Origin of the sequence: Kitasatospora sp. NPDC058444 (genome assembly GCF_042721415.1) — a bacterium.
In the GTDB taxonomy this organism is placed as follows: Bacteria; Actinomycetota; Actinomycetes; order Streptomycetales; family Streptomycetaceae; genus Kitasatospora.
This window is the reverse complement of record NZ_JBHXLL010000021.1, coordinates 36,879-62,106: the sequence shown is the minus strand read 5'-3', so window position 1 is coordinate 62,106 and position 25,228 is coordinate 36,879. Positions and strand designations below refer to the sequence as shown.

Sequence of the window (25,228 nt, the reverse complement as noted above, 5' to 3'; positions counted from 1 at the left end):
TCCGGTGTGCGGGCAGGCGGAGACCTTGCCTGCTTACGCACGGTTTGTAGTGTTCTGTGCCCCGTTTTCGGGCACGCGTGGGCCCCACGGGGCCGTGGTGGTGCGTAGGGGCCCGCCCGGGGCCCGGTGCCGGAGCCTCCTAGGGCGCGGCGGCGGAGACGGACACGGGGGTGTCGTCCGTCTCGGGGGCGCGGGGCCGCTCGGCGCGGAGTTCCGCGATGGCGGCCTCGAAGTCTTCCAGTCCGTCGTACGCCTGGTACACGGAGGCGAAGCGCAGGTAGGCGACCACGTCGAGTTCCTTGAGCGGGCCGAGTATGGCCAGCCCCACGTCGTGGGTGGTCAGCTCGGCGTTGCCGCTGGCGCGCACGCACTCCTCGACCCGCTGGCCGAGCTGGGCCAGCGCGTCCTCGGTGACGGGGCGGCCCTGGCAGGCCTTGCGAACGCCGGTGATGACCTTCTGCCGGGAGAACGGCTCGGTGACGCCGCTGCGCTTGATGACCATCAGCGCGGCCGTCTCCACCGTGGTGAAGCGGCGGCCGCAGTCCGGGCACTGCCGACGACGGCGGATGCAGCTGCCGTCCTCGGTGGTCCGGCTGTCGACAACACGGCTGTCGGAGTGCCGGCAGAAGGGGCAGTGCACCTGGGGATCCCTCCCTGGCAGAACGTTCGGACCATTCGAGTCTAAGCGATGCGCCCCCGACCTCGGCAAGCTGATCATGCCGGGCGACCACTAGTACTGGGCACGGAGAGGACTGTAGCCACTACATCTAGGACTCTGGGGGAGGTGAGCGCCGTGGCGTGTCGACGCCCGGGCGGCGCCGATTAGACTGCCGGAGTCGAGTTCTGCTCGAACATTTACTCGATGTACAACAAAGCCTTGATCGAGTCAGTCAACTCCCGAATAATTCACTCGAACGTGTGTTTGGCGCAACCTTTCGATAGGAGGCGCGTTGGGCTGGAAAAGGGAGAGGACAGCCGTCGAGAGGGGCCGCCGTGAACACGATCGAAAGCAACACCATCCCGGTGCAGGAACACTCCCAGTTCAAGGTGGGGCAGCGCACCACGAATCAGCAGGGTGTGGACATCAGCATGGACCGTAGCGAAGACCACCGTCTCCCCGGCGCGGCCCTGTCCGGAGCGCCCCGCGTTCCGGACCAGCCGATCGAACACTCCGCCGCCATGGACGACGCCCATCAGTCCCCCGCCCGCGCGACGCCCGGCCGCCCCCCCGGCATCCGCACCGACGAGGCCGGTCTCACCGAGCGCCAGCGCCGGGTGATCGAGGTCATCAGGGATTCCGTCCAGCGCCGCGGCTACCCGCCGTCCATGCGCGAGATCGGCCAGGCCGTCGGCCTGTCCAGCACCTCCTCGGTCGCCCACCAGCTGATGGCCCTGGAGCGCAAGGGCTTCCTGCGCCGGGATCCGCACCGCCCGCGCGCCTACGAGGTCCGCGGTGTCGAGGTGGCCCGCCCGAACACCGCCGAGACGGCCGGCCGGCCGTCCACCTCCTACGTCCCGCTGGTCGGCCGGATCGCCGCCGGCGGGCCGATCCTGGCCGAGCAGACGGTCGAGGACGTCTTCCCGCTGCCCCGCCAGCTGGTCGGCGAGGGCGAGCTGTTCGCGCTCACCGTACGCGGCGACTCGATGATCGAGGCCGCCATCTGCGACGGCGACTGGGTCACCGTGCGCCGTCAGCCGGTCGCCGAGAACGGCGACATCGTCGCCGCGATGATCGACGGCGAGGCCACCGTCAAGCGGCTCAAGCGCGAGGACGGCCGGATCTGGCTGATGCCGCACAACTCGGCGTACGAGCCGATCAACGGCGACAACGCGACCATCCTGGGCAAGGTCGTCGCCGTCCTGCGCCGCCTCTGACTCCTTCCGCGACCGACAGCACCGGGAAGGGGCTCCACCGCTCGTGCGGGGAGCCCCTCCGGCGTTTCGCTCCGAAGGACGCGAACCCGGAGCCCCGGAACCGGGAGGCCCGGAGACCCGGGGCCCGGAGACCCGGGGCCCGGAGCCCCGGAACCCGCAGCCCCGGGGCCCGCGGGCCGGGCCCTCAGCCCCGCTTCACCACCGGCCGCACCGGCGCCGCCGAGGCGTCGATCGCCGCCAGCGAGCGGCGCACCTGGTTGCGGTCGGTGGTGTACCAGAACTCCGGCATCGAGGAGCGGAAGAAGCTCCCGTACCGCTTGGTCTCCACCCGCGGGTCCAGCACCGCGACCACGCCCCGGTCGTCGGCCGCGCGCACCAGCCGGCCCGCGCCCTGCGCCATCAGCAGCGCCGCGTGCGTCGCCGCGACGGCCATGAAGCCGTTCCCGCCGCGCTGTTCGACGTCCTTCTGGCGGGCGCTCATCAGCGGGTCGTCCGGCCGGGGGAAGGGGATCCGGTCCATCACGACCAGCTGGCAGGCCGAGCCCGGCACGTCGACGCCCTGCCAGAGCGAGAGCGTGCCGAACAGGCAGGTTGTGGCGTCGGAGGCGAACTCCCGGATCAACTCGCCCAGGGTGTCCTCGCCCTGGAGCAGGACGCGGTGGTCCAGCCGCTCGCGCATCGCCTCGGCGGCCGTCTGGGCGCCCCGCATCGAGGAGAACAGGCCCAGCGTCCGTCCGCCGGCCGCGCCGATCAGCTCGGCCAACTCGTCCAGCATGTCCGGCCGTTCGGGGTCGCGCCCGGGGTCGGCCAGGTGCTTGGCGACGTACAGGATGCCCTGCTTGGGGTACTTGAACGGCGAGCCGACGTCGATGCCGCGCCAGTACGGCACCGCGTCCTCGCCGAAGGCCGGGCCGGCGTCCTGGTTGTCCCCGGCGGTGCGGACGTCCGGCAGCCGCGTCTCGGAGGGCAGGCCGACGGAGGCGGCGACGCCGTTGAAGTCCCCGCCGAGCTTGAGCGTGGCCGAGGTGAGGACGACCGAGCGCTCCTTGTACAGCCCCTCGCGCAGCAGCCCGGAGACGCTCAGCGGGGCGACCCGCAGCGAGGCGGTGCCCAGCCCGTAGCGGTCGCTGCGCTCGATCCAGACCACGTCGTACTCGGAGTCCTCCAGCAGCCGCTCGGCCGTCTCGTGCAGCGCCTCGGCCGAGGCCATCGCCTGCTTGCGGACGGCGTCCTCGTCGCTGAGCCCCTTGTCCCTGGTCTCGCCCAGCGAGGTGATCACCTGGCGGGAGGCGTCCCGGATCGCGGTGACCGCGTACGCCAGGTACTCGGGCAGTTCCTCGACCCGGCCGGGCTGTGCGGTCTCCATCAGGCCGTGGTAGTTCTCGGCGGCGGCCTGGAGGGCGTCGACCGCCTTCTCGTTGGCCAGCCGCGCGGCCCGCTTCACCGCCCGGTTGACCGCGCCGACGGTCAGCTCGGCGGTGGCCGCGCCGGTGACCCGGTTGACCAGCTCGTGCGCCTCGTCCACGATCAGCAGCCCGTGCTCGGGCAGCACCGGCGCGCCCTCGATCGCGTCGATCGCGAGCATCGCGTGGTTGGTGACCACGACGTCCGCCAGCTTGGCCCGCTCCCGTGCCTTCTCCGCGAAGCACTCCTGCCCGTACGGGCAGCGGGTGGCGCCCAGGCACTCCTTGGAGGTGACCGACAGCTGGGCCCAGGCCTTGTCGGAGACGCCGGGGCTCATGTCGTCCCGGTCACCGGTCTCGGTCTCGTCGGCCCAGTCGCGCAGCCGCAGCACGTCCTTCCCGAGCTTCCCGGTGGGCCCGCCGAGCGCGTCCACCGGGTCGAACAGGCCCTCGCCCTCCTCGCTCGGGGTGCCCTCGTTGGCCCGGTGGAGGCACAGGTAGTTGGAGCGGCCCTTGAGCATCGCGAACAGCGGCCGGCGGCGCAGCACCGGGTGCAGCGCCTCGACGGTGCGCGGCAAGTCCCGCTCCACCAGCTGGCGTTGCAGGGCCAGGGTGGCCGTGGCGACGACCACGCGGTCGCCGTGGGCGAGCGCGGGCACCAGGTAGGCCAGGGACTTCCCGGTGCCGGTGCCGGCCTGGACGAGCAGGTGCTCGCCGTGGTCGACGGCGTCGGCGACGGCCTCGGCCATCCGGACCTGGCCGGGGCGCTCGACGCCGCCGACGGCCGCCACCGCGGCGTGCAGCAGTTCGGGGATCCGCGAGCGCGGGACGGCGACGGCTTCCTCGGCCTCGTCGCCGGGGAGCGCCGCCCGCTGGGATTCGGAGTCGTGGGATTCGGAGTCGTTCGTCATGACCCTCCCACCCTACGGGGCGGGGGTGACAATCCGGTCCCGTCGCGCGGGCAGTCGCACGTCCACCGCGACCAGCGCGTTCGGCACGGTCCCGTACCGGGCGGCGTGCGGGCGGTGCGGGCGGTCCTGGTAGCCGTCCATCAGCAGCCGGTTGCGGTTGAGGCAGAGCCGGTCGATCCGGGGGCGGAACAGGTCGAACAGCTCGAAGCGTGCGCGCAGCTCGGGGAAGCGGGCCTGGTAGCGCAGCACCTCGGCGCGCAGCAGCGCCCAGAACTCGGTCTCGGGCAGCCCGGCCTGCGCCTCCAGCAGCGGGGCGAGGTAGCGGAAGACGCCGATGAACAGCCCGGAGTGGATGAACTGGCAGAGCCCCTGCGGGCTCTCCCGCAGCAGCACCTCGGCCACCTCGGCGGGCAGTCCGTCCAGTTCCGGCAGGTCGTGCGCGCTGAGGTTGACGTCGTCCACGAAGTCCTTGACCGCGAGCCGGACCGGCGCGTCGGTCGGGTCGAAGACCAGGATGGCGTTCTCGCCGTGGGGGGAGAAGACCAGCCCGTAGCGGTAGAGGAAGTGCAGCAGCGGGGGCATCATCGCGGCGAACAGCCGGGCGGTCCAGTCGCCGGGGAGCAGGCCGGAGCGGTCGATCAGCTCGGCGACGAGCGCCCGTCCGTCGGAGCCGGTCTGCAGCAGCGCGGCCAGGGTGCGGGCCCGCTCGCGGCCGTCCAGGAAGGGCCCGAGCGGCTGGCGCCAGATCGCGCCGAGCAGCTCCTTGTACTGGTACGGCGCCTCGGGCAGCTCGCGGTAGAGCGGGTGGTCGACGGTGACGGAGGCGATCTCGCCGAGCAGGATCACCCGGCACTCGTCGCGCAGGTACGGGTCGGCGTCGCGCAGCCCGAGCAGCCAGGCGGTGACGGTCGGCGCGGCCAGCGTGCGCTCGACCGGCAGCCCGCGCCAGACCAGGGTGTTCAGGACGGACAGCGGCAGCTTGACGGTGCAGCGTTCGGGGTGGGCGGTGTTGAAGAAGGAGCGGATGGACTGCTGGGGCAGCCGTGGGTCGCCGTCCGAGGGCAGCGGGACGATCTCCCCGGAGGCGATCCAGGGGGCGAACAGCGGCAGGATCGTCTCGTCCCACTGCCACGGGTGGACGGGCAGTAGCAGGTAGTCCCCCGCGGCCGGGCCGAGCACGGCGCGCAGCGCGTCCACGTCGTCCAGCTCGCGGGCGTACAGCTGTTCGGGCCGTTCCAGGCCGGGCACTCCGCGGTACTCGGCGAGCCGGCGGTGGACGGCGATCCAGGGCAGCGGGCGGGGGCTGCGGGCCTCGGGGGCCCAGCGGGCGGCGTCGGTGCCGGAGAAGCCGATCCGGCCCTTGTTGGGCACGATCCATGGGTGGCCGGTCTGCCGGCCCTCCAGGGCGGCGTGGTCGAGGTCGGCGAGTTCGGCGGCGGTCAGCGCGGTGGCGAGCTGGCGGGCGTCGGCGGTCAGGGTGGCGGAGAGCTCGCGGATCAGGTGGCCGGTGGTCTCGCCGCGCATGCCGAGGGTCTGCCGGGCGTACGGGAGGAAGCGCAGCGGGTCCAGGCCGTCCGGGCGGGTGCAGCGGACGGAGTCCGGGTCGACCTGCCAGCTGTCGTAGGCGCCGCGCCGGGCGGTGAAGCGGTACTCGGCCTCGGGCAGCTCCAGCCGGTACTCGCCGGGTTCCTCGCCGGGGACGGGCCGCAGCAGTTCCTCGTAGGCGAACTCGCCCAGCATCTTGGCCAGCAGGGCGCGGCCGGCCCGCTGCCAGTGCCCGGCGGTGAGGTGCGGGGGCAGGTGGAGCGGCGGTTCAGCGGCCGACGGTTGCGGCACGGGTCAACTCCTGGGGGCGGGGGACGACGGGGGTCTGTTCGCGGTCGTAGGGCGCGGGGTCGGAAGCGGGCGCGGAAGCGGGCACGGGGTCGGAAGCACGCACGGAAGCGGAAGCGGAAGCGGCAGCAGGCACAGGAGCGGGCGCGGGCGGCGCGAAGCCGGTCCAGGCGGTCCGGTCGGGCAGCCGGTGGACGGTGCGCCCGGTGACGGCGTTGAGGATCACCGCGGCCCGGTGGGCCCCGAGTCCGAGGTCGGGGGTGCCGACGCCGTGGGTGTGGAGTTCGGCGTTCTGGACGTACAGCCCGCCGGTGAGTTCGGGCCGGGTGGCGACCCGGTGGTCCAGGTCGACCCGGTAGCGCCCGGCCTCGTCCCAGTCGATCAGTCCGGCGAGCGGTTCGAGCGCGGCCGGGCGGGCCGCCCGGTACCCGGTGGCGAGCACCACGGCGTCGGTGCGCAGCAGGTGTTCGGCGCCGGAGTCGGTGTGCCGGCAGTGCAGTTCGAGGCCGCCGCCGGGGCCCGTCCGGGCGGCGGTGACGGCGGTGCCGGGGGTGATGTCGACCGGGGCGGTGTCGATCGGGCGGCCGATGGTGCGCTCGTAGAGGTGGTCGTGGATCTCGGCGAGGGTCTCGGCGCTGGCGGCCTTGTGCAGCTGCCACTGGGCGGCGACCAGCGCGTCCCGGACGGGTGCGGGCAGGCCGTGGAAGTAGCGGGTGTAGTCGGGGGTGAAGTGCTCCAGGCCGAGCTTGGAGTACTCCATGGGGGCGAGCGCCCTGGTGCGGGTGAGCCAGCGCAGCCGGACGCCGTCGTCCTCGTGGCGCCGGAGCAGGTCGAGGAAGACCTCGGCGCCGGACTGTCCGCTGCCGACCACGGTGATGTCCCGGGCGCCGGCCAGGTCGGCGCGGCGGTCCAGGTACTCGGCGGAGTGGAAGGCCCGCGGGTGGCCGGCCAGTCCGGTGAAGGCCTCGGGACGCACCGGCCGGGTGCCGACGCCGAGGGCGAGGTTGCGGGCCCTGACCTGGGAGCGCCGGCCGGTCGCGGTGTCGGTCAGCTCGGCGCGGTACCAGGGCGCGTCCCAGTGCAGGGCGGTGACCTCGGTGCCGAAGCGGCAGTTGGCCAGCCGTTCGGCGGCCCAGCGGCAGTAGTGGTCGTACTCGCGGCGCGGCAGCTGGAAGCGCTCGGCGAAGTAGAACGGGAAGAGCCGGTCCTGGTCGCGCAGGTAGTTGAGGAAGGACCACGGGCTGGTCGGGTCGACCAGGGAGACCAGGTCGGCGAGGAACGGCACCTGCATCCGGGCCCCGTCCACCAGCATGCCGTGGTGCCAGCGGAACTCCGGGCGCTGGTCGCAGAAGAGCGTGCGCAGGCCGGGGACGGGCGCGGCGAGCGCGGCGAGCGAGAGGTTGAACGGGCCGATGCCGACGCCGAGCAGGTCGTACGCGGGGGGTGTCGAGGTGTCCACAGGGGTGTCCTAGGCGGGGAGTTGGGCCTGCGCGGCGGGTCCGTCGGCCCGGTCGCGGACCATCAGGGCGGCGCGTTTGCCGGGCAGGTCGAGTTCGGCGGCGGCGCGGAATCCGGCCCGTTCGAAGGCCCGGACGGACCGCCGGTTGCGGACGTCCGGCTCGGCCACCACCCGTTCGCAGCGCGGATCGCGGCGAAGAATCAATTCTGCGAGGGAGGCGAGGAGGACGGCGCCCAGCCCCCGGCCGCGGCTGGCGGCGGGGCCGAGCAGCAGGTGCACGCCGGTGTCGTACGGCCGGGCGGGGTAGTGCGCGGCGAGCGGGTCGAGGTCGGCGCGGTAGACCTCCCAGTAGCTCATCGGCTCGCCGTCGAGCAGGCCGAGGCAGGGCAGGCTCCGGCCGTCGCCGTCCTGCTGGGCCCGGACGTGCCGTTCGGTGACCTCCGGCGGCCCGGCGAGCTCCCAGAAGGCGTCGACCTCCGGGTCGTTCATCCAGCCGGCGAGCAGGGCCAGGTCGGCGGGCAGCCGGACCGGGCCGAGCCGGAACTCGCCGGCCGGGGTGGGGACGGCGCCCCACCCGGGCAGGTCGTGCGGCATCAGGCGCCCGCCACCGGGTTGGGGATGTCCACGTACACGGACTGGCTGGCGACCGGGCCGACCAGCTCGTCCATGCCGTTGATCCGGGTGAGCAGGTTGGCCTTGCAGGGCAGCGTGGGCGCGTCCAGCAGCAGCGCGGGCAGCGCCGAGCCGGTGGCGGTGGCCCGCGGCCCGGCCAGGAACCGGCGCAGCGCCGCCAGCAGCACCGTTTCGTCGGCGAGCCGCTGGGAGCCGAAGGCGCCGATCAGGCCGAGCACGTGGTTGATGCCGAGGTAGTAGGCGAAGTGGTGGTCGATCACCGCGTCCGGCAGGAAGGTGTCGCTCTCCGCGCCGAGCCCGGGCAGCCGGGCGGCGAGCCTGCCGGTGGCGCTCTCCCGGTAGTAGTAGCCCTGGTTGTCGCGGTAGCGGCCGCCGCGGGGCCAGCCCTCGGCGTCCAGCAGCACCAGGCTGTTCTGCTGGTGGGCCTCCAGGGCGATGCCGCCCCGGCCGTCCAGCCAGAGGATGGGCAGCACGACCGCGTCCAGGTAGCGCAGGAACCATTCGGCGGCGACGGTCGGCAGCGGGCGGGCGCAGCGCAGGGCCAGCGCCCGCAGGATGTCGCCGAGCCGGGAGGGCACGGTGTCGCCGCTGCCGAGCGGTTGTTCGGCGACCAGCCCGGCGACGCACAGCGCGCGGTCGGTGGGCGCGAAGGGCTGGGCGCGCAGCACGGTGTCCAGGCCGCCCGGGTCGCCGAGGTCGGGGTGGTCGACGCCGATCCAGGCCGGGTCGCGGACGATGTCGAAGCCGGGGTGGGCGGCCCGCCACTCGGCGGCCAGTCCGCTCTCCAGCAGCCGGTGCATCTCCAGGCCGCGGTGCAGTTCCTTGCGCAGGTTCTCCCGGCGGGAGTTGGTGATCCGCAGGCCGAGCGAGAGCTTGAGCATCCACGGGGTGCCGGGCCGGTAGACGGTGCGCACCGAGGAGGTGGGGTACCAGGGTTCGCCGGCCGGGCCGAGGTCGTGCAGCAGCCCGTCGGCGAGCAGTGCGGCGACGGCCGGGCGGTGGGCGAGTTCGCGGGCCTGCCAGGGGTGCAGCGGGAGGGCGGCGGTGCCGGGCGGCAGCGCCGGGCCGCCGTCGAGCAGGCCGGCGGTGAGCTGCTCGGCGCTCTCGGCGACGGCGGAGCCGGCCGCCAGCAGCTCGCGGTCCACCGCGTACCAGTGCAGCTGGAAGGAGCCGTGCAGTTCGGGCGAGTAGGCGGCGCTCTGGGCCGGGCCGAGGCCGTCGCGGCTCTTGGGCGTGGGGTGCAGCGGGTGGCCGAGCAGCAGGGACTGCTCGGTGGCGAGGAAGTGCGAGCGCTCCGGGCCGCCGGGTGCGGCGGCGGTGCGGCGGTGGGCGAGGATATCGGCGGTGCGCACGACCGAGTCGGCGACCCGGCCGGCCAGGTCGGCGACCTGCCCGGGGTCGGGCCGTTCGGCGGCCGCGGCGGCGAGCAGCGCGGCGGCGGTGACGGCGTCCACGGGGGCCTCGGCGCCGCCCTCGCCGGCCGCGAGGGTGGCGGGCCCGAAGCGGTGCCAGCCGCCGGGCGACCAGTAGCGGACCGGGGCGGTGAGCCGGGCGGCCCCGCCGAGGACGGCGATCCGCAGCCGGCCGTCCGGGCCGGGCCGGGCTCCGGTCTCCCGCGTCCAGCAGCGCAGCAGGGCCTCCAGTCCGGCCTGTTCGGCGGCGACGGCCGGGTCGGGGTGCAGCAGCGGGTCGTGCCCGGAGGTCCGCTCCACGGTGGGCGGCGGTACGGGCGGGGCTCCGGTGAGGGCGGTGCTCAAGGCTGCTCCTTGGGGCGCGTGGGGGTGCGGACGCGCACTGTGGTGGAGGGGATCGGCGGGCGCTCTCACCGTCGCGTCAGGTAAGGGTTACCTATCCCTGACGGGTGATCACAAGGACCGCTCACTCGTCCGGGTGAGAATCGGCGATTGTGCACATTCGGGGCCGAATGCCCTGCTTGGACGGTGGACCGGCCGGGCCCGGATCACGGATCGGTGACCTCCGGCCCGCACCGCAACCCGGGGGGCGGGCACCGCCGTCCTCCTCCGCGATGGAAGACTCCAGGACGGCGGTCCGCCGCACCGCGGACCGGCCGGGCACGCACCGTCCCGGCGCGGAGCCACCGGCCGCGGCACCGCCCGGCCACCCGGCACCATCCGGTGACCCGGCGCCACCCGGTGCCCAGGCACCGCCCAGCACCCACCGCCCGAGCACAGGGGGAAGCGCACAGATGCCAACGATCCACCGGTCAGCCCTGGCCGCAGCCCTGGCCGCGGGCACCCTGTTCGCCGTGAGCGCCTGCGGGCCGGACGGCCCGGCGGGCAGCGGCGGGACCGTCGCCGCGCCACCGCCCTCCTCCGCGGCGTCCCCGGCCGCGGGCACGGGCGGAGCGATCGGCGGGATCACCCTCCCGTCCGGCCTGCCGACCGGCCTGCTGGAGGGGCTGCCCAGGACCTGGGACGACCTGAAGAAGTGGAAGTTCGAGGACTGGGACAAGTGGGCGTCCAAGCACGTCTTCAACAACCCGGTGGTGAAGGACTTCTGGGACCCGGACAAGATGGGCGACGCCAAGCCCGCCGACCCGGCCCCGCCCGCCGCCAAGCCCGCCCCCGCCACCCCCGGGCCGGCCACCGACGACGGGGTGACCGACCCCGAGCCCCCGGTGGTCAAGGCCGTGGCGATGCCCCGCCCGTACACCAAGCAGCCCTCCGGCAAGGTGTACTTCTCCGCCCAGGGCGGCCGCGGCAACTGCTCGGCGACGGTGATCACCGACCCGCAGCACCCGGGCAAGAGCAACCTGGTCTGGACGGCCGGCCACTGCGTGCACGAGGGCAAGGGCGGGAACTTCTACAAGGACCTGGTCTTCGTGCCCGCCTACAACAACTCGGGTGCCTCCAGCGGCGGCAAGCGGGCCCCGCTGTCCGAGCTGGCCCCGCTCGGCACCTGGTGGGCCGAGCAGGTCACCGCCTCGCCGCAGTGGATGGTCGAGGGCGGCGGCAGCGGCGACGCCGCCAACCAGTACGACTTCGCGGTCATGCGCGTGCGCAACCAGAACGACACCGGCAAGTCCCTGGAGGAGACGGTCGGTTCGGCCGTCCCGGTCTGGTTCGACGCGCCGCGCGACCAGCTCAAGGTCTCGGCCGTCGGCTACCCGCTCGTCAAGCCGTTCGACGGCCAGGAGCTGTACAAGTGCGACGGCGGCAAGCCGACCCGGCTCTCCTTCGACGCCAAGCGCCCGACGATGCTGACCATCGGCTGCAACATGACCCAGGGCGCCAGTGGCGGCGGCTGGTTCGCCACCATGCCCGACGGCAGGACGGCGCTGGTCAGCAACACCTCGATCGGCACCCAGGACCACACCACGCTGAGCGGCCCCTACCTGGAGGCGGTCGCCCGGCAGGCGCTGGACTGGATCTCCAAGAAGTAGCAGCCGTTCGAAGGAAGCGGCCGCCGGGGGGCGGCCAGGAACCACCAGCACAGCACGGGGGACGAGCCAGCATGCCGACAACCACCAGCAGGCGGCGCCGGGCCGCGACGGCCCGCGCCGCGCTGCTCGCCGCGCTCGCGCTGGGCGCGGCCGGGTGCGGCCCGGACGGCCCGGCCCGGCCCGCCACCGCTCCCCTGGCCCTGCCCCGGTCCGCGCCCACCAGCCTGGGGGACCTGACCGGCTGGAAGGTCGAGGACTGGGACCGCTACGTCGCCGACAGCGCCTTCGCCGGCGACGCGGCGCCCGGCTCCTGGACGGCGGCCCGGATGGACACCGCCAAGCCCCGGCCCACCCCGGAGTACTCGCTGGCCGCCCCCGCGGCGGCCGGCGTCGAACGGGACGCCCCGCCCGCCGCCGTCCCGGCCGAGCCGCAGCCGCACCCGTACGGCCGGGCCGGCGCGGTGGTCGGCCGGCTGTTCATGACCACGCCGCAGGGCGACGCGGCCTGCTCCGCCACCGTGGTCTCCGACCCGGTCAACCCCGGCCGCAGCAACCTCGTGTACACCGCCGCCCACTGCCTGCACGACGGCAAGGGCGGCGGCTGGCTGAAGAACCTGGTCTTCGTGCCCGGCTTCAACCGGGACGGCCGGATGGTCCACGGCAAGCCGAACCCGGACCAGCAGGCCGCCGCCCCGTACGGCCGGTGGACGGCGGTGCGCGCGCTGGTCTCGCCGACCTGGCTCCAGGAGGGCGGCGTCGGCGCCCGCAACCAGTACGACTACGGCGTGCTGCGGGTGCGCGGCGAGGACGGCTCCGGCAGGTCCCTGGAGGAGACGGTCGGCGGCTCGGTGCCGATCTGGTTCAACGCCCCGCGCGAGCAGATCACCGCGGCCGCCGCCCTCGGCTTCCCCGCCGAGCGGCCGTTCGACGGCCTGGAGCTGGAACAGTGCGGCTCCCCGGTCGCGCCCGGGCGGCTCTCCTTCGACCGGACCCGCCCGCCGATGTACGTGATCGGCTGCTCCATGACGGCCGGCGCCTCCGGCGGCGGCTGGTTCGTCACCAGGGACGGCAAGCCCAACCTGATCAGCGTCGGCGCGGTGGGCGACCGCAACCCGGCCGGCTACCAGGCCGGGCCCTCCCTGCACGACCAGGCCAAGCAGGCCTTCGACTACTTCGCCAAGAACGTCAGGTAGCCCCGCGGGCACGAACGTCGGGCAGCCCCGCGGGCAGGTACGTCAGGCAGCCCCGCGGGGGCACGGGAAAGGGCCCCGGGACGGACTCGACGTTCCGTCCCGGGGCCCTGCGCGTACCGCGGCCTCAGCCCTGCAGGGCCACCGCGAAATACTCCAGCTCGGCGGCCAGCTCGGCCTGCACCTTGGCGTGCAGCAGGGTGCCCTCGCCGGTGTGCTCGGTGGAGATCAGCTCCCCCTCGGCGTGCACCCGGGAGACCAGCGCGCCCTGGGTGTAGGGCACCAGGACCCGCACCTCGACCGCCGGACGCGGCAGCTCGTCGTCGATGAGCCGCAGCAGCTCCTCGATGCCCGCGCCGCTGCGGGCCGACACCACGATGGCGTGCGGCTCGCGGCGCAGCAGGCGCTGGAGCACGTGCGGATCGGCGGCGTCCGCCTTGTTGATCACCACGATCTCCGGCACGTTCTGCGCGTCGACCGAGACGATGACCTCGCGGACGGCGGCCAGCTGCGTCTCCGGCTCGGGGTGCGAGCCGTCCACCACGTGCAGGATGAGGTCGGCGTCGGCGACCTCCTCCATGGTCGAGCGGAAGGCCTCGACCAGGTGGTGCGGCAGGTGCCGGACGAAGCCGACGGTGTCGGCCAGGGTGTAGAGCCGCCCGCTCGGGGTCTCGGCCCGGCGCACGGTCGGGTCCAGGGTGGCGAACAGCGCGTTCTCCACCAGGACGCCCGCGCCGGTGAGCCGGTTGAGCAGCGAGGACTTGCCGGCGTTGGTGTACCCGGCGATGGCCACGGACGGCACCTGGTGGCGCTTGCGCTCCTGGCGCTTGGTGTCGCGGCCCTTCTTCATGTCGGCGATCTCCTTGCGGAGCTTCGCCATCTTCTCGCGGATCCGGCGCCGGTCGGTCTCGATCTTGGTCTCACCGGGACCACGGGTGGCCATGCCGCCGCCCGAGGTGCCGGAGCCACCGCCACCCATCTGCCGGGACAGCGACTGACCCCAGCCGCGCAGGCGCGGCAGCATGTACTGCATCTGCGCGAGCGAGACCTGCGCCTTGCCCTCCCGGGACTTGGCGTGCTGGGCGAAGATGTCCAGGATCAGGGCCGTCCGGTCGACGACCTTGACCTTGACCACGTCCTCCAGGTGGATCAGCTGCCCGGGCGTGAGCTCACCGTCGCAGACCACGGTGTCGGCGCCGCTGGCGGCGACGATGTCGCGCAGCTCCTTCGCCTTGCCGGAGCCGATGTAGGTGGCCGCGTCGGGCTTGTCGCGGCGCTGGATGACGCCGTCCAGCACCTGGGAGCCGGCCGTCTCGGCGAGCGCGGCGAGCTCGGCCATCGAGTTCTCCGCCTCCTCCAGCGTGCCGTCGGTCCAGACGCCGACGAGCACCACGCGCTCCAGGCGGAGCTGGCGGTACTCGACCTCGGTGACGTCTTCGAGTTCGGTGGAGAGACCGGCGACGCGGCGCAGGGCGGCTCGCTCGCTGCGGTCGTACTGGTCGCCGTCGTAGTGGTGGCCGAGGTCCTCGTCGATGGCCGCGAGGTCCTCGTCCATGAGGGCTTCCGCCCGCAGACCGTCGAGGCGGCGCGGAGCGTCGGCGTGGTCGCGGGTGTCGAACGTGGAGGTCATTCTGTCCTTTGGCTCGCTGGTACGGGTGGCCTTCGGGGACCGCGGTGGCGGTCCCGTACGGAGTCTGCCCAGCTGCCGCCCCGGCTACCGTCCGGGCGGGGTGAGCTACCCCTCGGGTCCTCGGGCTGCCGCCCGGGCTCCTGTGCCCGGACAACGCCGTGGACCGGCCGTGAATTCCCCATGATGGTCGCACGCCCCGCGCGGGCCGGTCATCCCCATTTCCCCCGGGCGGCCGGGCCGAGCGGCCGCTCCCCCGGTTCCCGGCCGCCCTCCGGGGCCTGCGGGCGGCTCACGTCGTACACCCCGGAGACCTTGAGCATCGCCCGCATCAGTCCGGGCAGGGCGGCCGGCTCGGGCAGTTCGACGGTGTAGGTGTGCCGGACCCGGGACTCCTGCGGCGGCTCGACCTCGGCCGAGACGATGCCGACGCCTGCGCCGGAGATCGCCGCGGTGAGGTCGGCGAGCAGCCGGGGCCGGTTCAGCGCCTCGGCCCGCAGGGTGACCCGGTGCCCGGCCGCCGGGGCGCCCTGCGGCTGCCAGCGGACCTCCAGCTCGGCCCGCCCGTCCGCGCGCATCCGCTCCCCCGCCGGGCAGCCGGTGCGGTGCACCGCGACCGCACCGCCGCGGATCGGGTAGCCGGCCACCTCGTCCGGCGGGACGGGGGTGCAGCAGCGCGCCAGCCGGACCGGGGCGCCGGGCCGCCCGGCCACCGCGACCGGGGCGGCCCGCCGTTCGGCGGCCGGACGCCCGGGCGGGGCGGGCTGGCCGCCGGCCGGGCCGGTGCGGACCACCGGCTGCCGGGCCGGGTGGTCCGCCAGCCAGCGCTCGATGGCCAGCCGGGCGGCCGGGGTGCGGGCGTGCGCCAGCCACTCGGGGGCGGGGCCGGAGGGCGGTCCGCCGCAGGCCGGGAGGGACTCGGTGAGCACCGCGATCTGGTCGCCGTCCTCCAGCACGGTGGAGAGCGCGGTGAGCCGCCCGTTGACCCGCGCGCCGATACATCGGTGGCCGGTCTCCTCGCCGAGCAGGTAGGCCGCGTCCACGCAGGTGGCGCCGGCCCTCAGCTGAAGCGTTTCGCCGCCCTCCGTCACCACGGTGATCTCGCGGTCGCCGGCCAGGTCGGCGGTGAGCGCGGACCAGAAGGCGTCCGGGTCGGGCGTCTCCTGCTGCCACTCCAGCAGCCGACTGAGCCAGCCCGGGCGGGCCGGGTCGGTGCGGTCCAGCTCGTCGGCGTCCTGCACGGCGCCGGCCGGGGAGGGGTCCCCGAGCGCGACCACCCCGGTCTCGGCCACCTCGTGCATCCGCCGGGTGCGGACCAGCACCTCGACCACCGCGCCGCCGCTGAGCGCCACGGCGGTGTGCAGCGACTGGTAGAGGTTGAACTTGGGCGCGGCCACGAAGTCCTTGAACTCCCCGGGCAGCGGCGTCCAGCAGGTGTGCAGCTCGCCGAGCACGGCGTAGCAGTCGGCGTTCTCCTCGACCACCACCAGCAGCCGCCCGAAGTCGGCCGGCCGCGGCCCCTGCGGCCGGCCGTCCGGCCCGGGCACGGCGGCCCGGCGCAGCAGCACCCGGTGCAGCGAGACGCAGTGCCGGGGCCGGACGGTCACCTCGGCGGCCACCCCCGCCTCGGCCAGCTGGCGGGCCAGCTGCCGGGCGAAGGGCTCCAGCAGGCCGTCCGGCTCGGCCTCGTGACCGGTCATCAGGGCGCGGGTGCGGGCGTGCTCCTCGGGGTGCAGGGTGGCGAAGACGATGTCCTCCAGCTCCGCCTTGAGCACCTGGATGCCGAGCCGCTCGGCCAGCGGGATCAGCACGTCCCGGGTGACCTTGGCGATCCGCGCCTGGCTGGCCGGCTTCATGTGCCGGATGGTGCGCATGTTGTGCAGCCGGTCGGCCAGCTTGATCACCATCACCCGGACGTCGTCCCCGGTGGCGACCAGCATCTTGCGGAAGGTCTCGGCCTCGGCGGCGGCGCCGAAGTCGACCTTCTCCAGCTTCGTCACCCCGTCGACCAGGTAGGCGACTTCGGGCCCGAACCCGGCCCCCACCTGGTCCAGCGTCAACTCGGTGTCCTCGACCGTGTCGTGGAGCAGCGAGGCGACCAGGGTCGTGGTCCCGGCGCCGAGTTGGGCCAGGATCATGGTGACGGCCAGCGGGTGGGTGATGTACGGCTCGCCGCTCTTGCGCTTCTGGCCCCGGTGGCTGGCCTCGGCGAGCCGGTACGCCCGGGCGAGCAGGCCGAGGTCGGCCTGCGGGTGGTGGCGGCGGTGGACCCGGACGAGCGGTTCCAGGGCGTCCGGCACGGGTGGCCGGCCGGTCGCGAGCAGCGCCGCCCGCCCGGCCCGGCCGAGGGCGGCCAGGCCGAGCTCTCCGAGGGGCCGTCTGGCCCCGGCCTGCCGTACGGTCGTCGGCTGCCCCGTCAGGGACTGCCCGGCTTCCATGGTCATCGGCACCTCCGGCAACGGTCGCCGGGCGCCGCCCCGTCCGAGGGGGTGATCTCGACACCCCTCCCCATGGGGTGATCGACCCGGTGGTCCATGCTACCGAGCAGAGCACGTTCCGCGACGCCCTGATTCCCGTCCGCGACCGGTATCACCCGATCGGGGGGATTCGTCACCGCACGAATTGGGCAAACCGGGCTCCCCGCCCTGGGGCCCGTCGTCAAACTCCCGTCGTCCGCCCCGCGGACGGGAGTTCGCGGGGCGGACGACGGGAGTCGCGGGACGGGAGTCCGCGGACCGGCCCTACCGCACCGACTCCCACCAGCGCCCGTCCAGCCGCCCCTCGGCCACGATCACCGCCGGCCCGGTCATCTCCACTCGGCCGTCCGGGTGCTCGGTGATGACCAGCCGGCCGCCCAGCACGTCCACGGTGTACGCGACCGCCTCACCGGTGACCGCCGGGTCGGCGCCGTCCCGGCGGATGGCCGCCACCGCCACCGCGCAGGCACCGGTGCCGCAGGAGCGGGTCTCGCCCGAGCCGCGCTCGTGCACCCGCATCGCGACGTGCCGCGGCCCGCGGTCCACCACGAACTCGACGTTGACGCCCTCCGGATAGGCGCCCGCGGGGCTGGTGAGCGGCGCGGCGAACAGGTCTCCGGCGTGGTCCAGGCTCTCCACGAAGGCCACCGCGTGCGGGTTGCCCATGTTGACGTTCAGGGCCGGCCAGCGCCGCTCGCCGACCGCGACCTCGATGCCGTCCGGCCCGGGCAGCCGGGCCCGGCCCATGTCGATGGTGACGTCGCCGGGCGTGCCGTCCTCGGCGGCCTCGGCGACCTTCGCGGTGAGCACCCCGGAGCGGGTGGCGACGGCCAGCTCGCCCGGCTCGGCCAGGCCGGCCTCGACCAGGAAGCGGGCGAAGACCCGCAGGCCGTTGCCGCACATCTCGGCGACGCTGCCGTCGGAGTTGCGGTAGTCCATGAACCACTCGGCCCGGTCGGCCATCCCGGCGGCCGCCGGGTCGGCGGCGGCGCGCACGACGCGCAGCAGCCCGTCCCCGCCGAGGCCGGCCCGCCGGTCGCACAGCGCGGCGACGGTCTCGGGACCGATCTCCAGCGTGCCGTCCGGGTCCGGGACGATGACGAAGTCGTTCTGGGTGCCGTGCCCCTTGAAGAAGGGGATGCCGCCCTGCCGGGGAGAGGATGCGCTCACCCCTCCGATGGTACCGAGCGGCGATCCGCCCGCCCGGGCCGGGAGCGGCTCAGCGCGGAAGCGGCTCAGCGGGGAACGGCTCAGCGCGGAAGCGGCTCAGCACGGGACCGGCTCAGCGCAGGTAGGCGACCCGCCAGACCGCGAGCGCGCAGGCGGCCACCGCGATCAGGGTGTAGACCACGATCGCCTTCCAGCCGGCCCGCTGCCCGGAGCCCCGGCGCGGCAGCCCGGGCCACTTGTAGCCGGCGTGCCGGGCGGCCATCGCGCCCCAGCCCATCGAGGCGGCGGTGAACAGCAGCCCGAGCATCCCGACCATGGTGGCGCGCGCCCCGGCCGAGCCGAAGGCGAGCGGGAAGGCGAACATCAGCGAGCCGAGGGTGCCCAGCAGGGCGATCGGCAGCGTCTGCCACCAGCGCAGCCGGCGCAGCGGGCGGATCTCCCGCTCGTGCACCGCGGCGTCGGGCGGGGTGCGGGTGTCCAGGGCGGGCACCGCGGCCGCGTAGGAGGTCGGCGCCTCCAGTCCGGTCAGCACCGGGAGGTCGCCCATCGTCGACTCGTCGAACTCCTCGGCCGGTGCGGTGACGCTGCCGCTCTGGCCGGATTCGGGGCCGGTACCCGTCGACACACGGCCTCCCCTGACAGTTCGACACGAGCGGACTCGCGGCCTGGCACGGTCGGCCCGTTCGGCCGACCCCTACGGCATCGATGATGGCATGTCCAGAGAGGCGTTCCGGGCCTGACCGGGGTCGACGGGTGATCCGTGGCCATCACGTGATCGGGCCGTGACCGCCGGTTCGTCCTGCACGGTCTCCTGCGCGCGCAGGTGCACTGCCCGATTGGCCGAAAACCCGTCCTACGCGGCCGGAACTCCCTGACGGCCGATCAGTTCGAGGGATCGTTCCAGCAGCTCGACGGGGTCGGTGCCGGCTGGCCGGGAGAGCCAGTCGATGCGGTCGTCGCGGCGGAACCAGGACTCCTGACGCCGCGCGAAGCGCTTGGTGGCCCGGACGGTCTCGGCCCGGGCCTCGTCCTCGGTGCACTCGCCGGCGAAGTGGTCGAGCACCTGCTGGTAGCCGAGCGCCCGGGAGGCCGTCCTGCCCTCGCGCAGCCCGGCCTTCTCCAGCTCCCGCACCTCGTCCAGCAGTCCGGCCTCCCACATCCGGTCGACCCGCAGCGTGATCCGCTCGTCCAGCTCCGGGCGCGGCACGGCGACACCGATCTGCGCCGTCTCGTACACGGCGGTGTTGCTCGGCAGGTTGGCGGTGAACGGCTGCCCGGTGATCTCGATGACCTCCAGGGCGCGGACGATCCGCCGACCGTTGCTCGTGAGGATCGCCTCGGCGGCCGCCGGGTCCAGCTCGGCCAGCCGCCGGTGCAGCGCGTACGGGCCGGCCTCGTCGAGCTCGGCCTCCAGCCGGGCCCGCACCGCCGGGTCGGTGCCCGGGAACTCCATCTCGTCGATCGCCGCGCGGACGTACAGCCCGGAGCCGCCGACCAGGACGGGCGTGCGGCCGGCGGCGAGCAGCCGGTCGATCTCGGCGCGGGCCAGCCGCTGGTACTCGGCGACGCTGGCGGCCTCGGTGACGTCCCAGATGTCCAGCAGGTGGTGCGGCACTCCCCCGCGCTCGGCCGTGGTGAGCTTGGCGGTGCCGATGTCCATGCCCCGGTACAGCTGCATCGAGTCGGTGTTGATCACCTCGCCGTCGAGGCTGCGGGCGATGGCGACGGCCAGGTCGGACTTGCCGGCGGCGGTCGCGCCGACGACGCAGACCACACGGGGAGGGGCGACACGCGGGGTACGGGAGCTGCTCACCGTTCCAGTCTCCCAAAATCGCCGGGTGGCCGGAGACCGGGCTGCCGCCCGCCCGCGGCTGCGCGACGATATGACTGTTTCCCGGACATTTTCCGGCTGTTTCCCCGGTTCCCGGTTGGGCCCGGTTTGCGAACTCTTCGCCGGGCCCGGTCGTTGAGCGGGAAACAGCCGACGAAGGAGATCGCCATGGGCCTGATGGACAACCTCAAGGGCAAGGCCGAGGAGCTCAAGGACAAGGCCAGCGAGTTCGCGGGCAAGCACAGCGACCAGATCGAGAAGGCCGTGGACAAGGCCGGTGGCGCGATCGACAAGGCGACCAAGGGCAAGTACAGCGACAAGATCGAGCACGGCGCCGGCAAGGCCAAGGGCGCGGTCGGCGACTTCGCCCACAAGCCGAAGCCGGGCGACGAGGGGCAGCCCCCGCAGGCCTGATGACCTGATGACCTGATGGCCTGGTGGCCTGGTGGCCTGCTCCCGCGGCCCCGCTCCGGCGGATCCGGCCCGGAAGTCCCGCCCGGCCCGGCCCGGCCCGGCCCGGCCTGGTCCGGTCCTAGGACCAGGACGCCACGAAGTACCCGACCCCGTACGGCGCGTCCTGGTAGCCCAGCCGCCCGCTGAGGCCGGCGCCCTCCGCGGCGCCGGCCAGCACCTGCCAGGGCGCCCGGCCGTCGGCCTTGAGCTCGGCGGCCAGGCCCGGGTCCAGCGCGGCCAGGGCGGGCAGGTCGGCCGTGCCCAGGGCGGCGGCCAGGGCGGTGTCGAAGCCCTCGGCCCGCTCGTCCAGGTAGCCGGGGGCCTTCACCGAACGGCAGGCGCTGCCGTCGCCGAGCACCAGCAGGGCGACCCGGTCGGCGAGGCCGGCCAGGCCCTGGCCGAGACCGAGCATCCGGTCGGCGGGGGCGTCGGCGGGCACCGCGCAGGCGTGCGTCGGCAGGGTCACCCCGGCGCGCTCCAGCAGCCAGGCGCCGACGGTCAGCGAGGGGGCCAGCTCCGGCCCCTCGACCCGGCCGCCGGGCAGCTTGGCGACCAGCGGCACCCCGTAGCGGTGGAAGGAGCCGGCTCCGCCCTCGGTCCAGACCTCGGCCGCCGGCCCGGTGCCGACCACCACGACCAGCTGCGGCCCGGCCGCGACCAGCGCCGCCAGCGCCTCGTCGCAGGCCGCGCGCAGGGCGTCCAGCTCGGGCGCGGCCCCGGCGGCGACCTCGGGGACGAGCAGCGGCGGACAGGGGCACACGGCGGCGGCTACCAGCATGTGGATCACTCTAGCCGGGAAGCCGAACGGCCCGGCGGGAGCCGCGAAGCTCCCACCGGGCCGCCCGGAACACCCGTACGTCAGTCGCCGCAGCAGGCCCCGCCCGCCGGAGCGGCCAGCGGCAGGTCGGCCGGGGCGCCGATCTTCGGCAGGCCGAGCATCACGCCGGCCGGCTTGGCGGCGGGCGCGGCCTGGCGCTTCTCCCAGGCGTCGCCAGCGCGGGTGCGGCGCACCGCGAGCGCCGGGCCCTCGGCGAGCAGGTGGTGCGGGGCGGCGTAGGTGATCTCGACGGTCACCATGTCGCCCGGGCGCACCGGCTCCTCGGGCTTGGCGAAGTGCACCAGTCGGTTGTCGGGGGCGCGCCCGGAGAGCCGCCGGGTCTGGTCGTCCTTCTTGCCCTCGCCCTCGGCGACCAGGACCTCCAGGGTGCGGCCGACCTGCTTCTTGTTCTCCTCCCAGGAGATCTCCTCCTGGAGGGCGATCAGCCGGTCGTAGCGGGCCTGCACGACCTCCTTCGGCACCTGGTCCTCCATCTCCGCGGCGGGGGTGCCCGGGCGCTTGGAGTACTGGAAGGTGAAGGCGTTGGTGAAGCGGGCCTCGCGGACGACGTGCATCGTCTCCTCGAAGTCCTCCTCGGTCTCGCCGGGGAAGCCCACGATGATGTCGGTGGAGATGGCCGCGTCCGGCATCGCCTCGCGGACCTTGCGGATGATCCCGAGGAAACGCTCCTGCCGGTAGGAGCGGCGCATCGCCTTGAGGACGCGGTCCGAGCCGGACTGCAGCGGCATGTGCAGCTGGTGCATCACGTTCGGGGTCTCGGCCATCGCGGCGATCACGTCGTCGGTGAAGTCACGGGGGTGCGGCGAGGTGAAGCGGATCCGCTCCAGGCCCTCGATCTGGCCGGCGGCGCGCAGCAGCTTGGAGAAGGCCTCGCGGTCGCCCAGGTCGGAGCCGTAGGCGTTGACGTTCTGGCCGAGCAGGGTCACCTCGATGACGCCCTCGTCCACCAGCGCCTCGATCTCGGCGAGGACGTCGCCGGGGCGGCGGTCCTCCTCCTTGCCGCGCAGCGCGGGGACGATGCAGAAGGTGCAGGTGTTGTTGCAGCCGACCGAGATGGCGACCCAGGCGGCGTACGCGGACTCGCGGCGGGTCGGCAGGGTGGAGGGGAAGGTCTCCAGCGACTCCAGGATCTCGACCTGGGCCCTGCGCTCGACCGCGGCCCGCTCCAGCAGCGCCGGCAGGTGGCCGATGTTGTGGGTGCCGAAGACCACGTCGACCCAGGGGGCGCGCTTGACGATGGTCTCGCGGTCCTTCTGCGCCAGGCAGCCGCCGACGGCGATCTGCATGCCCTTGTGACGGGTCTTGACCGGCGCGAGCTGGCCGAGGTTGCCGTACAGCTTGTTGTCGGCGTTCTCGCGCACCGCGCAGGTGTTGAACACCACCAGGTCCGGGTCGCCCTCGGGCCCGGCCTTGACGTACCCCGCGTCCTCCAGCAGGCCGGACAGCCGCTCGGAGTCGTGGACGTTCATCTGACAGCCGTGCGTGACGACCTTGTAGCTCTTCAATCCGCTCTCACCGCTCACCAGACCAGGGTACGGGCAGCGGCGAAGGGCTTTTTCCGGAGCTTCCACCACCCGTTCCACTCCCGTTCGGCCGGAGCGCCTGGCAGTATCCCTGCATGGCCCCCACCACCCCGTCCCGTCTCGGCGCCGCCGTCCGCACCGCGGCCCGCAGCCCGCTGTGGCGCACGGTGCTGGTGCTGGTGCTCCTGGTGGCCGGCTTCGGCGGCTGGTGGCTGTCGGCGGGCCGCTCGCCCGGGTACCCGCGCGGCGAGGTCCGCTTCGCCACCGGGGTGCAGCGCGGCGTCTACGACCGGTACGGGCAGCTGCTCCAGGCCCACGTCTCCCGGGCCATGCCCGGGGTGCGGCTGGCCCTGGACAACTCCGAGGGCTCGATCGACAACCTCACCCGGGTGCTCAACGGCCGGGACACCTTCGCGATAGCCACCGCCGACGCGGTCGCCGAGTACCAGGACCCCGGCAAGGAGAAGCTGCGGGCCATCGCCCGGCTGTACGACGACTACCTGCAGCTGATCGTCCCGGCCTCCTCCCCGGTGCGCCGCACCGCCGACCTCAAGGGCCTGCGGGTCGGCGTCGGCCTGCCGCAGTCCGGGGTGAACCTGGTGACCAAGCGGCTGCTGGGCGCGGCCGGGCTGGACCCGGACCACGACATCGTCCCGGTGCCGAAGGGGATCGGCGAGGCCACCGACGACCTGCGCGCGGGCAGGCTGGACGCCTTCTTCTGGTCCGGCGGCCTGCCCACCAGCGCGCTCACCGACCTCTCCGACCACTTCCCGATCCGGGTCGTGCCGCTGAGCGACCTCTCCGAGGCCCTGCACAAGGCCGAGGGCGGCGGCACCGACGCCTACCGGGCGGCCACCATGCCCAAGGGCACCTACCCGAACGCCGAGCCCAAGGACGCCGTCGCCACGGTGGCCGTGCCCAACCTGCTGATCACCCGGGACGACGCGGACCCGGGCCTGGTCGAGGGCATGACCCGCGCGGTGATCGACAGCCGGGACCAGATCGGGGCCCAGGTGCACGCGGCCCAGCTGGTCGATCTGCGCACCGCCGTCTACACCGACCCGCTCCCGCTGCACACCGGCGCCGCGCGCTACTACCGCTCGGTGAAGCCGTAGGGCGCTCTCCGAGGCCGTGGGGCGCTCGGTGGAACCCCGCGACCAGCGGCGCCCGGCGGCTACTTCTCCGGCCGCGGCACCGCCAGCGTCACCGCGAGCCCGGTCGGCTTGACCGGCGCGAAGCCGAGCGTGCCGCCGCCGGCCGCCAGCAGGGTGCGGGCGATGGACAGCCCGAGCCCCGAACCGTCCACGTTCTGGTGCCGCGTGCTGCGCCAGAACCGGTCTCCGGCCCGGGACAGCTCGTCCTCGGTGAGGCCGGGCCCGGTGTCGCTGACGGTCACCGCGACCTCGTCCCGGCGCACCGCCACCCGCAGCCGCACCTCGCTGCCGGCCGGGCTGAACTTGAGCGCGTTGTCCAGCACGGCGTCCAGGGCGGAGCCGAAGCCGATCGGGTCGGCCATCCCGATCGCCAGCGCCGGGCCGTCCCAGCGCAGCCCGATCCCGCGCTGCTCGGCCACCGGCCGCCAGGCGTCCACCCGGGACAGCGTGAGCTCGGCGAGGTCGGTGCGCTCCGGTTCGGGGCGGGCGTGCTCCGCGGTGGCCAGGCCGAGCAGGTCGTCCAGCACCCGGGCCAGCCGCACGCCCTCCTCCCGTACCCCGCTGAGCTCCTCCTCGTGGCCCTCGGGCAGTTCCAGACCGAGCAGCTCGACCCGCAGCAGCAGCGCCGACAGCGGGTTGCGCAGCTGGTGCGAGGCGTCCGCGACGAAGGCCTTCTGCTGGTCCATGGCGAGCACCACGTGGTCCGCCATCTCGTTGAACGAGCGGGCCAGTCGCTGGAGTTCGGGCGGCCCGCCGCCGGGGGCGACCCGGGCGGCCATCCGGCCGGTGGCGATGTCGTGGGTGGCCCGGTCCAGGGTGCGCACCGGGCGCAGCACCCACTCGGTGAGCCGGACGGCGAGCAGCACGGCGACGATCATCGCGGCGGCCTCGCCCGCGCCGATCACCAGCCACTGGTGCACCACCCGGGTGCGCAGCGCCTGGGTCGGGGACTCGCTGAGCACCACCGCGACCACGTCGCCGTCGCGCACCACCGGGGCGGCGACGGTGATCGTCCGGTCCGGCGTCCACGGCCAGACCTGCGGCGGGTTGTGGCTGCGCCGCCCGTCCAGTGCCTCCTGGAAGGCCTGGGCCCCCCAGCCTCCGGAGGGCACCCGCCAGCCGTCCGGGGCGGCCGAGATCGCCTGGCCGTCGCGCTGGAAGATGCCCAGGCGCACGCCGTACAGGTCGTGGTAGCGGCGGACCTCGGCGTCGATCGCGCGCTGCCGGCTGACGTCGCCGGGGGCGGGTTCCGGGTCGCCCTTGCGGGCGGAGTCGGCGGCGCCGGAGGTGGGCAGGTCCTGGGCCAGGCGGGCGGCGTCGTCGAGCCGGTCGACGACCACCTTGGTCTGTTCGGCCGCCGCGACCGCCGCCGCGAGCGGCAGCCCCAGGGCGGCCAGGACGCAGAGCATGAGGGCGATCAGGATGCCGAGCAGGCGGGTGCGCACGTG

At 74.3% G+C, this 25,228-nt stretch carries 19 protein-coding genes; 5 read left to right on the top strand and 14 right to left on the bottom strand.

The annotated features are described in order from the left end of the window. Positions 1–139 precede the first annotated feature (139 nt). Complete coding sequence (nrdR, locus tag ACFWP2_RS22265; RefSeq protein WP_380453996.1) at positions 140–640, bottom strand: transcriptional regulator NrdR; 501 nt, start codon at positions 638–640, stop codon at positions 140–142. A 353-nt stretch (positions 641–993) separates the two neighbouring features. Between nrdR and lexA the strand changes: the two genes are divergently transcribed. Beyond that, positions 994–1,875: a transcriptional repressor LexA gene (lexA, locus tag ACFWP2_RS22260; protein ID WP_380453994.1), complete on the top strand. Its 882-nt coding sequence runs from the start codon at positions 994–996 to the stop codon at positions 1,873–1,875. Between the two features lie 184 nt (positions 1,876–2,059). Here lexA and ACFWP2_RS22255 read toward each other — a convergent pair whose 3' ends face one another. The 5 genes from ACFWP2_RS22255 to ACFWP2_RS22235 are packed head-to-tail and all read right to left on the bottom strand — an operon-like array spanning position 2,060 to position 9,871. After that, positions 2,060–4,189, bottom strand: a complete 2,130-nt coding sequence (locus ACFWP2_RS22255; protein ID WP_380453991.1) for an ATP-dependent DNA helicase — start codon at positions 4,187–4,189, stop codon at positions 2,060–2,062. Positions 4,190–4,201: 12 nt separating this feature from the next. Further along, a complete protein-coding gene (locus tag ACFWP2_RS22250) occupies positions 4,202–6,025 on the bottom strand; it encodes an IucA/IucC family protein (RefSeq protein WP_380453989.1) in 1,824 nt (607 codons plus the stop codon). After that, on the bottom strand, positions 6,003–7,481 hold the full coding sequence (locus ACFWP2_RS22245) for a lysine N(6)-hydroxylase/L-ornithine N(5)-oxygenase family protein (RefSeq protein WP_380453987.1): 1,479 nt from the start codon (positions 7,479–7,481) through the stop codon (positions 6,003–6,005). The genes ACFWP2_RS22250 and ACFWP2_RS22245 overlap by 23 nt, the downstream gene beginning before the upstream one ends. A gap of 9 nt (positions 7,482–7,490) precedes the next feature. Further along, positions 7,491–8,183: a GNAT family N-acetyltransferase gene (locus ACFWP2_RS22240; protein ID WP_380454126.1), complete on the bottom strand. Its 693-nt coding sequence runs from the start codon at positions 8,181–8,183 to the stop codon at positions 7,491–7,493. Next, positions 8,075–9,871, bottom strand: a complete 1,797-nt coding sequence (locus ACFWP2_RS22235; protein WP_380453985.1) for an IucA/IucC family protein — start codon at positions 9,869–9,871, stop codon at positions 8,075–8,077. The genes ACFWP2_RS22240 and ACFWP2_RS22235 overlap by 109 nt, the downstream gene beginning before the upstream one ends. A 449-nt stretch (positions 9,872–10,320) precedes the next feature. Between ACFWP2_RS22235 and ACFWP2_RS22230 the strand changes: the two genes are divergently transcribed. Together ACFWP2_RS22230 and ACFWP2_RS22225 are read left to right on the top strand one after the other, a co-directional pair. Then, the gene (locus ACFWP2_RS22230; RefSeq protein WP_380453983.1) at positions 10,321–11,517 is read left to right on the top strand and encodes a trypsin-like serine peptidase; all 1,197 of its coding nucleotides are present in this window, start codon (positions 10,321–10,323) and stop codon (positions 11,515–11,517) included. A 71-nt stretch (positions 11,518–11,588) separates the two neighbouring features. Next, the gene (locus ACFWP2_RS22225) at positions 11,589–12,710 is read left to right on the top strand and encodes a trypsin-like serine peptidase (protein ID WP_380453981.1); all 1,122 of its coding nucleotides are present in this window, start codon (positions 11,589–11,591) and stop codon (positions 12,708–12,710) included. 124 nt (positions 12,711–12,834) lie between these two features. On the opposite strand, the gene hflX is transcribed toward ACFWP2_RS22225, so the two are convergent. The 5 genes from hflX to miaA form a co-directional block, all read right to left on the bottom strand. After that, positions 12,835–14,337: a GTPase HflX gene (hflX, locus tag ACFWP2_RS22220; RefSeq protein ID WP_380453979.1), complete on the bottom strand. Its 1,503-nt coding sequence runs from the start codon at positions 14,335–14,337 to the stop codon at positions 12,835–12,837. Between the two features lie 209 nt (positions 14,338–14,546). Next, a complete protein-coding gene (locus tag ACFWP2_RS22215) occupies positions 14,547–16,778 on the bottom strand; it encodes a RelA/SpoT family protein (protein ID WP_380453977.1) in 2,232 nt (743 codons plus the stop codon). Positions 16,779–17,075: 297 nt separating this feature from the next. Next, entirely contained in the window at positions 17,076–17,981 is a 906-nt protein-coding gene (dapF, locus tag ACFWP2_RS22210; RefSeq protein WP_380453975.1) for a diaminopimelate epimerase, read from the bottom strand. 112 nt (positions 17,982–18,093) lie between these two features. Continuing rightward, entirely contained in the window at positions 18,094–18,606 is a 513-nt protein-coding gene (locus ACFWP2_RS22205) for a hypothetical protein (RefSeq protein WP_380453973.1), read from the bottom strand. A gap of 228 nt (positions 18,607–18,834) precedes the next feature. Next, the gene (gene miaA, locus ACFWP2_RS22200) at positions 18,835–19,794 is read right to left on the bottom strand and encodes a tRNA (adenosine(37)-N6)-dimethylallyltransferase MiaA (protein WP_380453971.1); all 960 of its coding nucleotides are present in this window, start codon (positions 19,792–19,794) and stop codon (positions 18,835–18,837) included. Positions 19,795–19,980: 186 nt separating this feature from the next. Here miaA and ACFWP2_RS22195 point away from each other — a divergent pair, with 186 nt between their 5' ends. Further along, positions 19,981–20,226 carry an antitoxin gene (locus tag ACFWP2_RS22195; RefSeq protein ID WP_360352935.1) on the top strand — a complete coding sequence of 82 codons (246 nt, stop codon included), beginning with the start codon at positions 19,981–19,983 and terminating at the stop codon, positions 20,224–20,226. Between the two features lie 118 nt (positions 20,227–20,344). On the opposite strand, the gene ACFWP2_RS22190 is transcribed toward ACFWP2_RS22195, so the two are convergent. Then, positions 20,345–21,043, bottom strand: coding sequence for a class III extradiol dioxygenase subunit B-like domain-containing protein (locus ACFWP2_RS22190; RefSeq protein ID WP_380453968.1), 699 nt, complete (start codon positions 21,041–21,043; stop codon positions 20,345–20,347). Between the two features lie 80 nt (positions 21,044–21,123). Next, complete coding sequence (gene miaB, locus ACFWP2_RS22185; protein ID WP_380453966.1) at positions 21,124–22,626, bottom strand: tRNA (N6-isopentenyl adenosine(37)-C2)-methylthiotransferase MiaB; 1,503 nt, start codon at positions 22,624–22,626, stop codon at positions 21,124–21,126. Positions 22,627–22,721: 95 nt separating this feature from the next. On the opposite strand from miaB, the gene ACFWP2_RS22180 reads away from it, so the two are divergent. Continuing rightward, complete coding sequence (locus ACFWP2_RS22180; RefSeq protein ID WP_380453964.1) at positions 22,722–23,741, top strand: TAXI family TRAP transporter solute-binding subunit; 1,020 nt, start codon at positions 22,722–22,724, stop codon at positions 23,739–23,741. A gap of 59 nt (positions 23,742–23,800) precedes the next feature. Here ACFWP2_RS22180 and ACFWP2_RS22175 read toward each other — a convergent pair whose 3' ends face one another. Continuing rightward, on the bottom strand, positions 23,801–25,225 hold the full coding sequence (locus ACFWP2_RS22175; protein ID WP_380453962.1) for a sensor histidine kinase: 1,425 nt from the start codon (positions 25,223–25,225) through the stop codon (positions 23,801–23,803). Positions 25,226–25,228 lie beyond the last annotated feature (3 nt).

Bases quoted from the DNA above. Each gene is read 5' to 3' on its own strand.
- ACFWP2_RS22255 (WP_380453991.1), bottom strand. From the start codon at position 4,189: ATGACGAACGACTCCGAATCCCACGACTCCGAATCCCAGCGGGCGGCG.
- ACFWP2_RS22230 (WP_380453983.1), top strand. From the start codon at position 10,321: ATGCCAACGATCCACCGGTCAGCCCTGGCCGCAGCCCTGGCCGCGGGC.
- ACFWP2_RS22225 (WP_380453981.1), top strand. From the start codon at position 11,589: ATGCCGACAACCACCAGCAGGCGGCGCCGGGCCGCGACGGCCCGCGCC.
- hflX (WP_380453979.1), bottom strand. From the start codon at position 14,337: ATGACCTCCACGTTCGACACCCGCGACCACGCCGACGCTCCGCGCCGC.
- ACFWP2_RS22215 (WP_380453977.1), bottom strand. From the start codon at position 16,778: ATGACCATGGAAGCCGGGCAGTCCCTGACGGGGCAGCCGACGACCGTA.
- ACFWP2_RS22195 (WP_360352935.1), top strand. From the start codon at position 19,981: ATGGGCCTGATGGACAACCTCAAGGGCAAGGCCGAGGAGCTCAAGGAC.
- ACFWP2_RS22190 (WP_380453968.1), bottom strand. From the start codon at position 21,043: ATGCTGGTAGCCGCCGCCGTGTGCCCCTGTCCGCCGCTGCTCGTCCCC.
- ACFWP2_RS22180 (WP_380453964.1), top strand. From the start codon at position 22,722: ATGGCCCCCACCACCCCGTCCCGTCTCGGCGCCGCCGTCCGCACCGCG.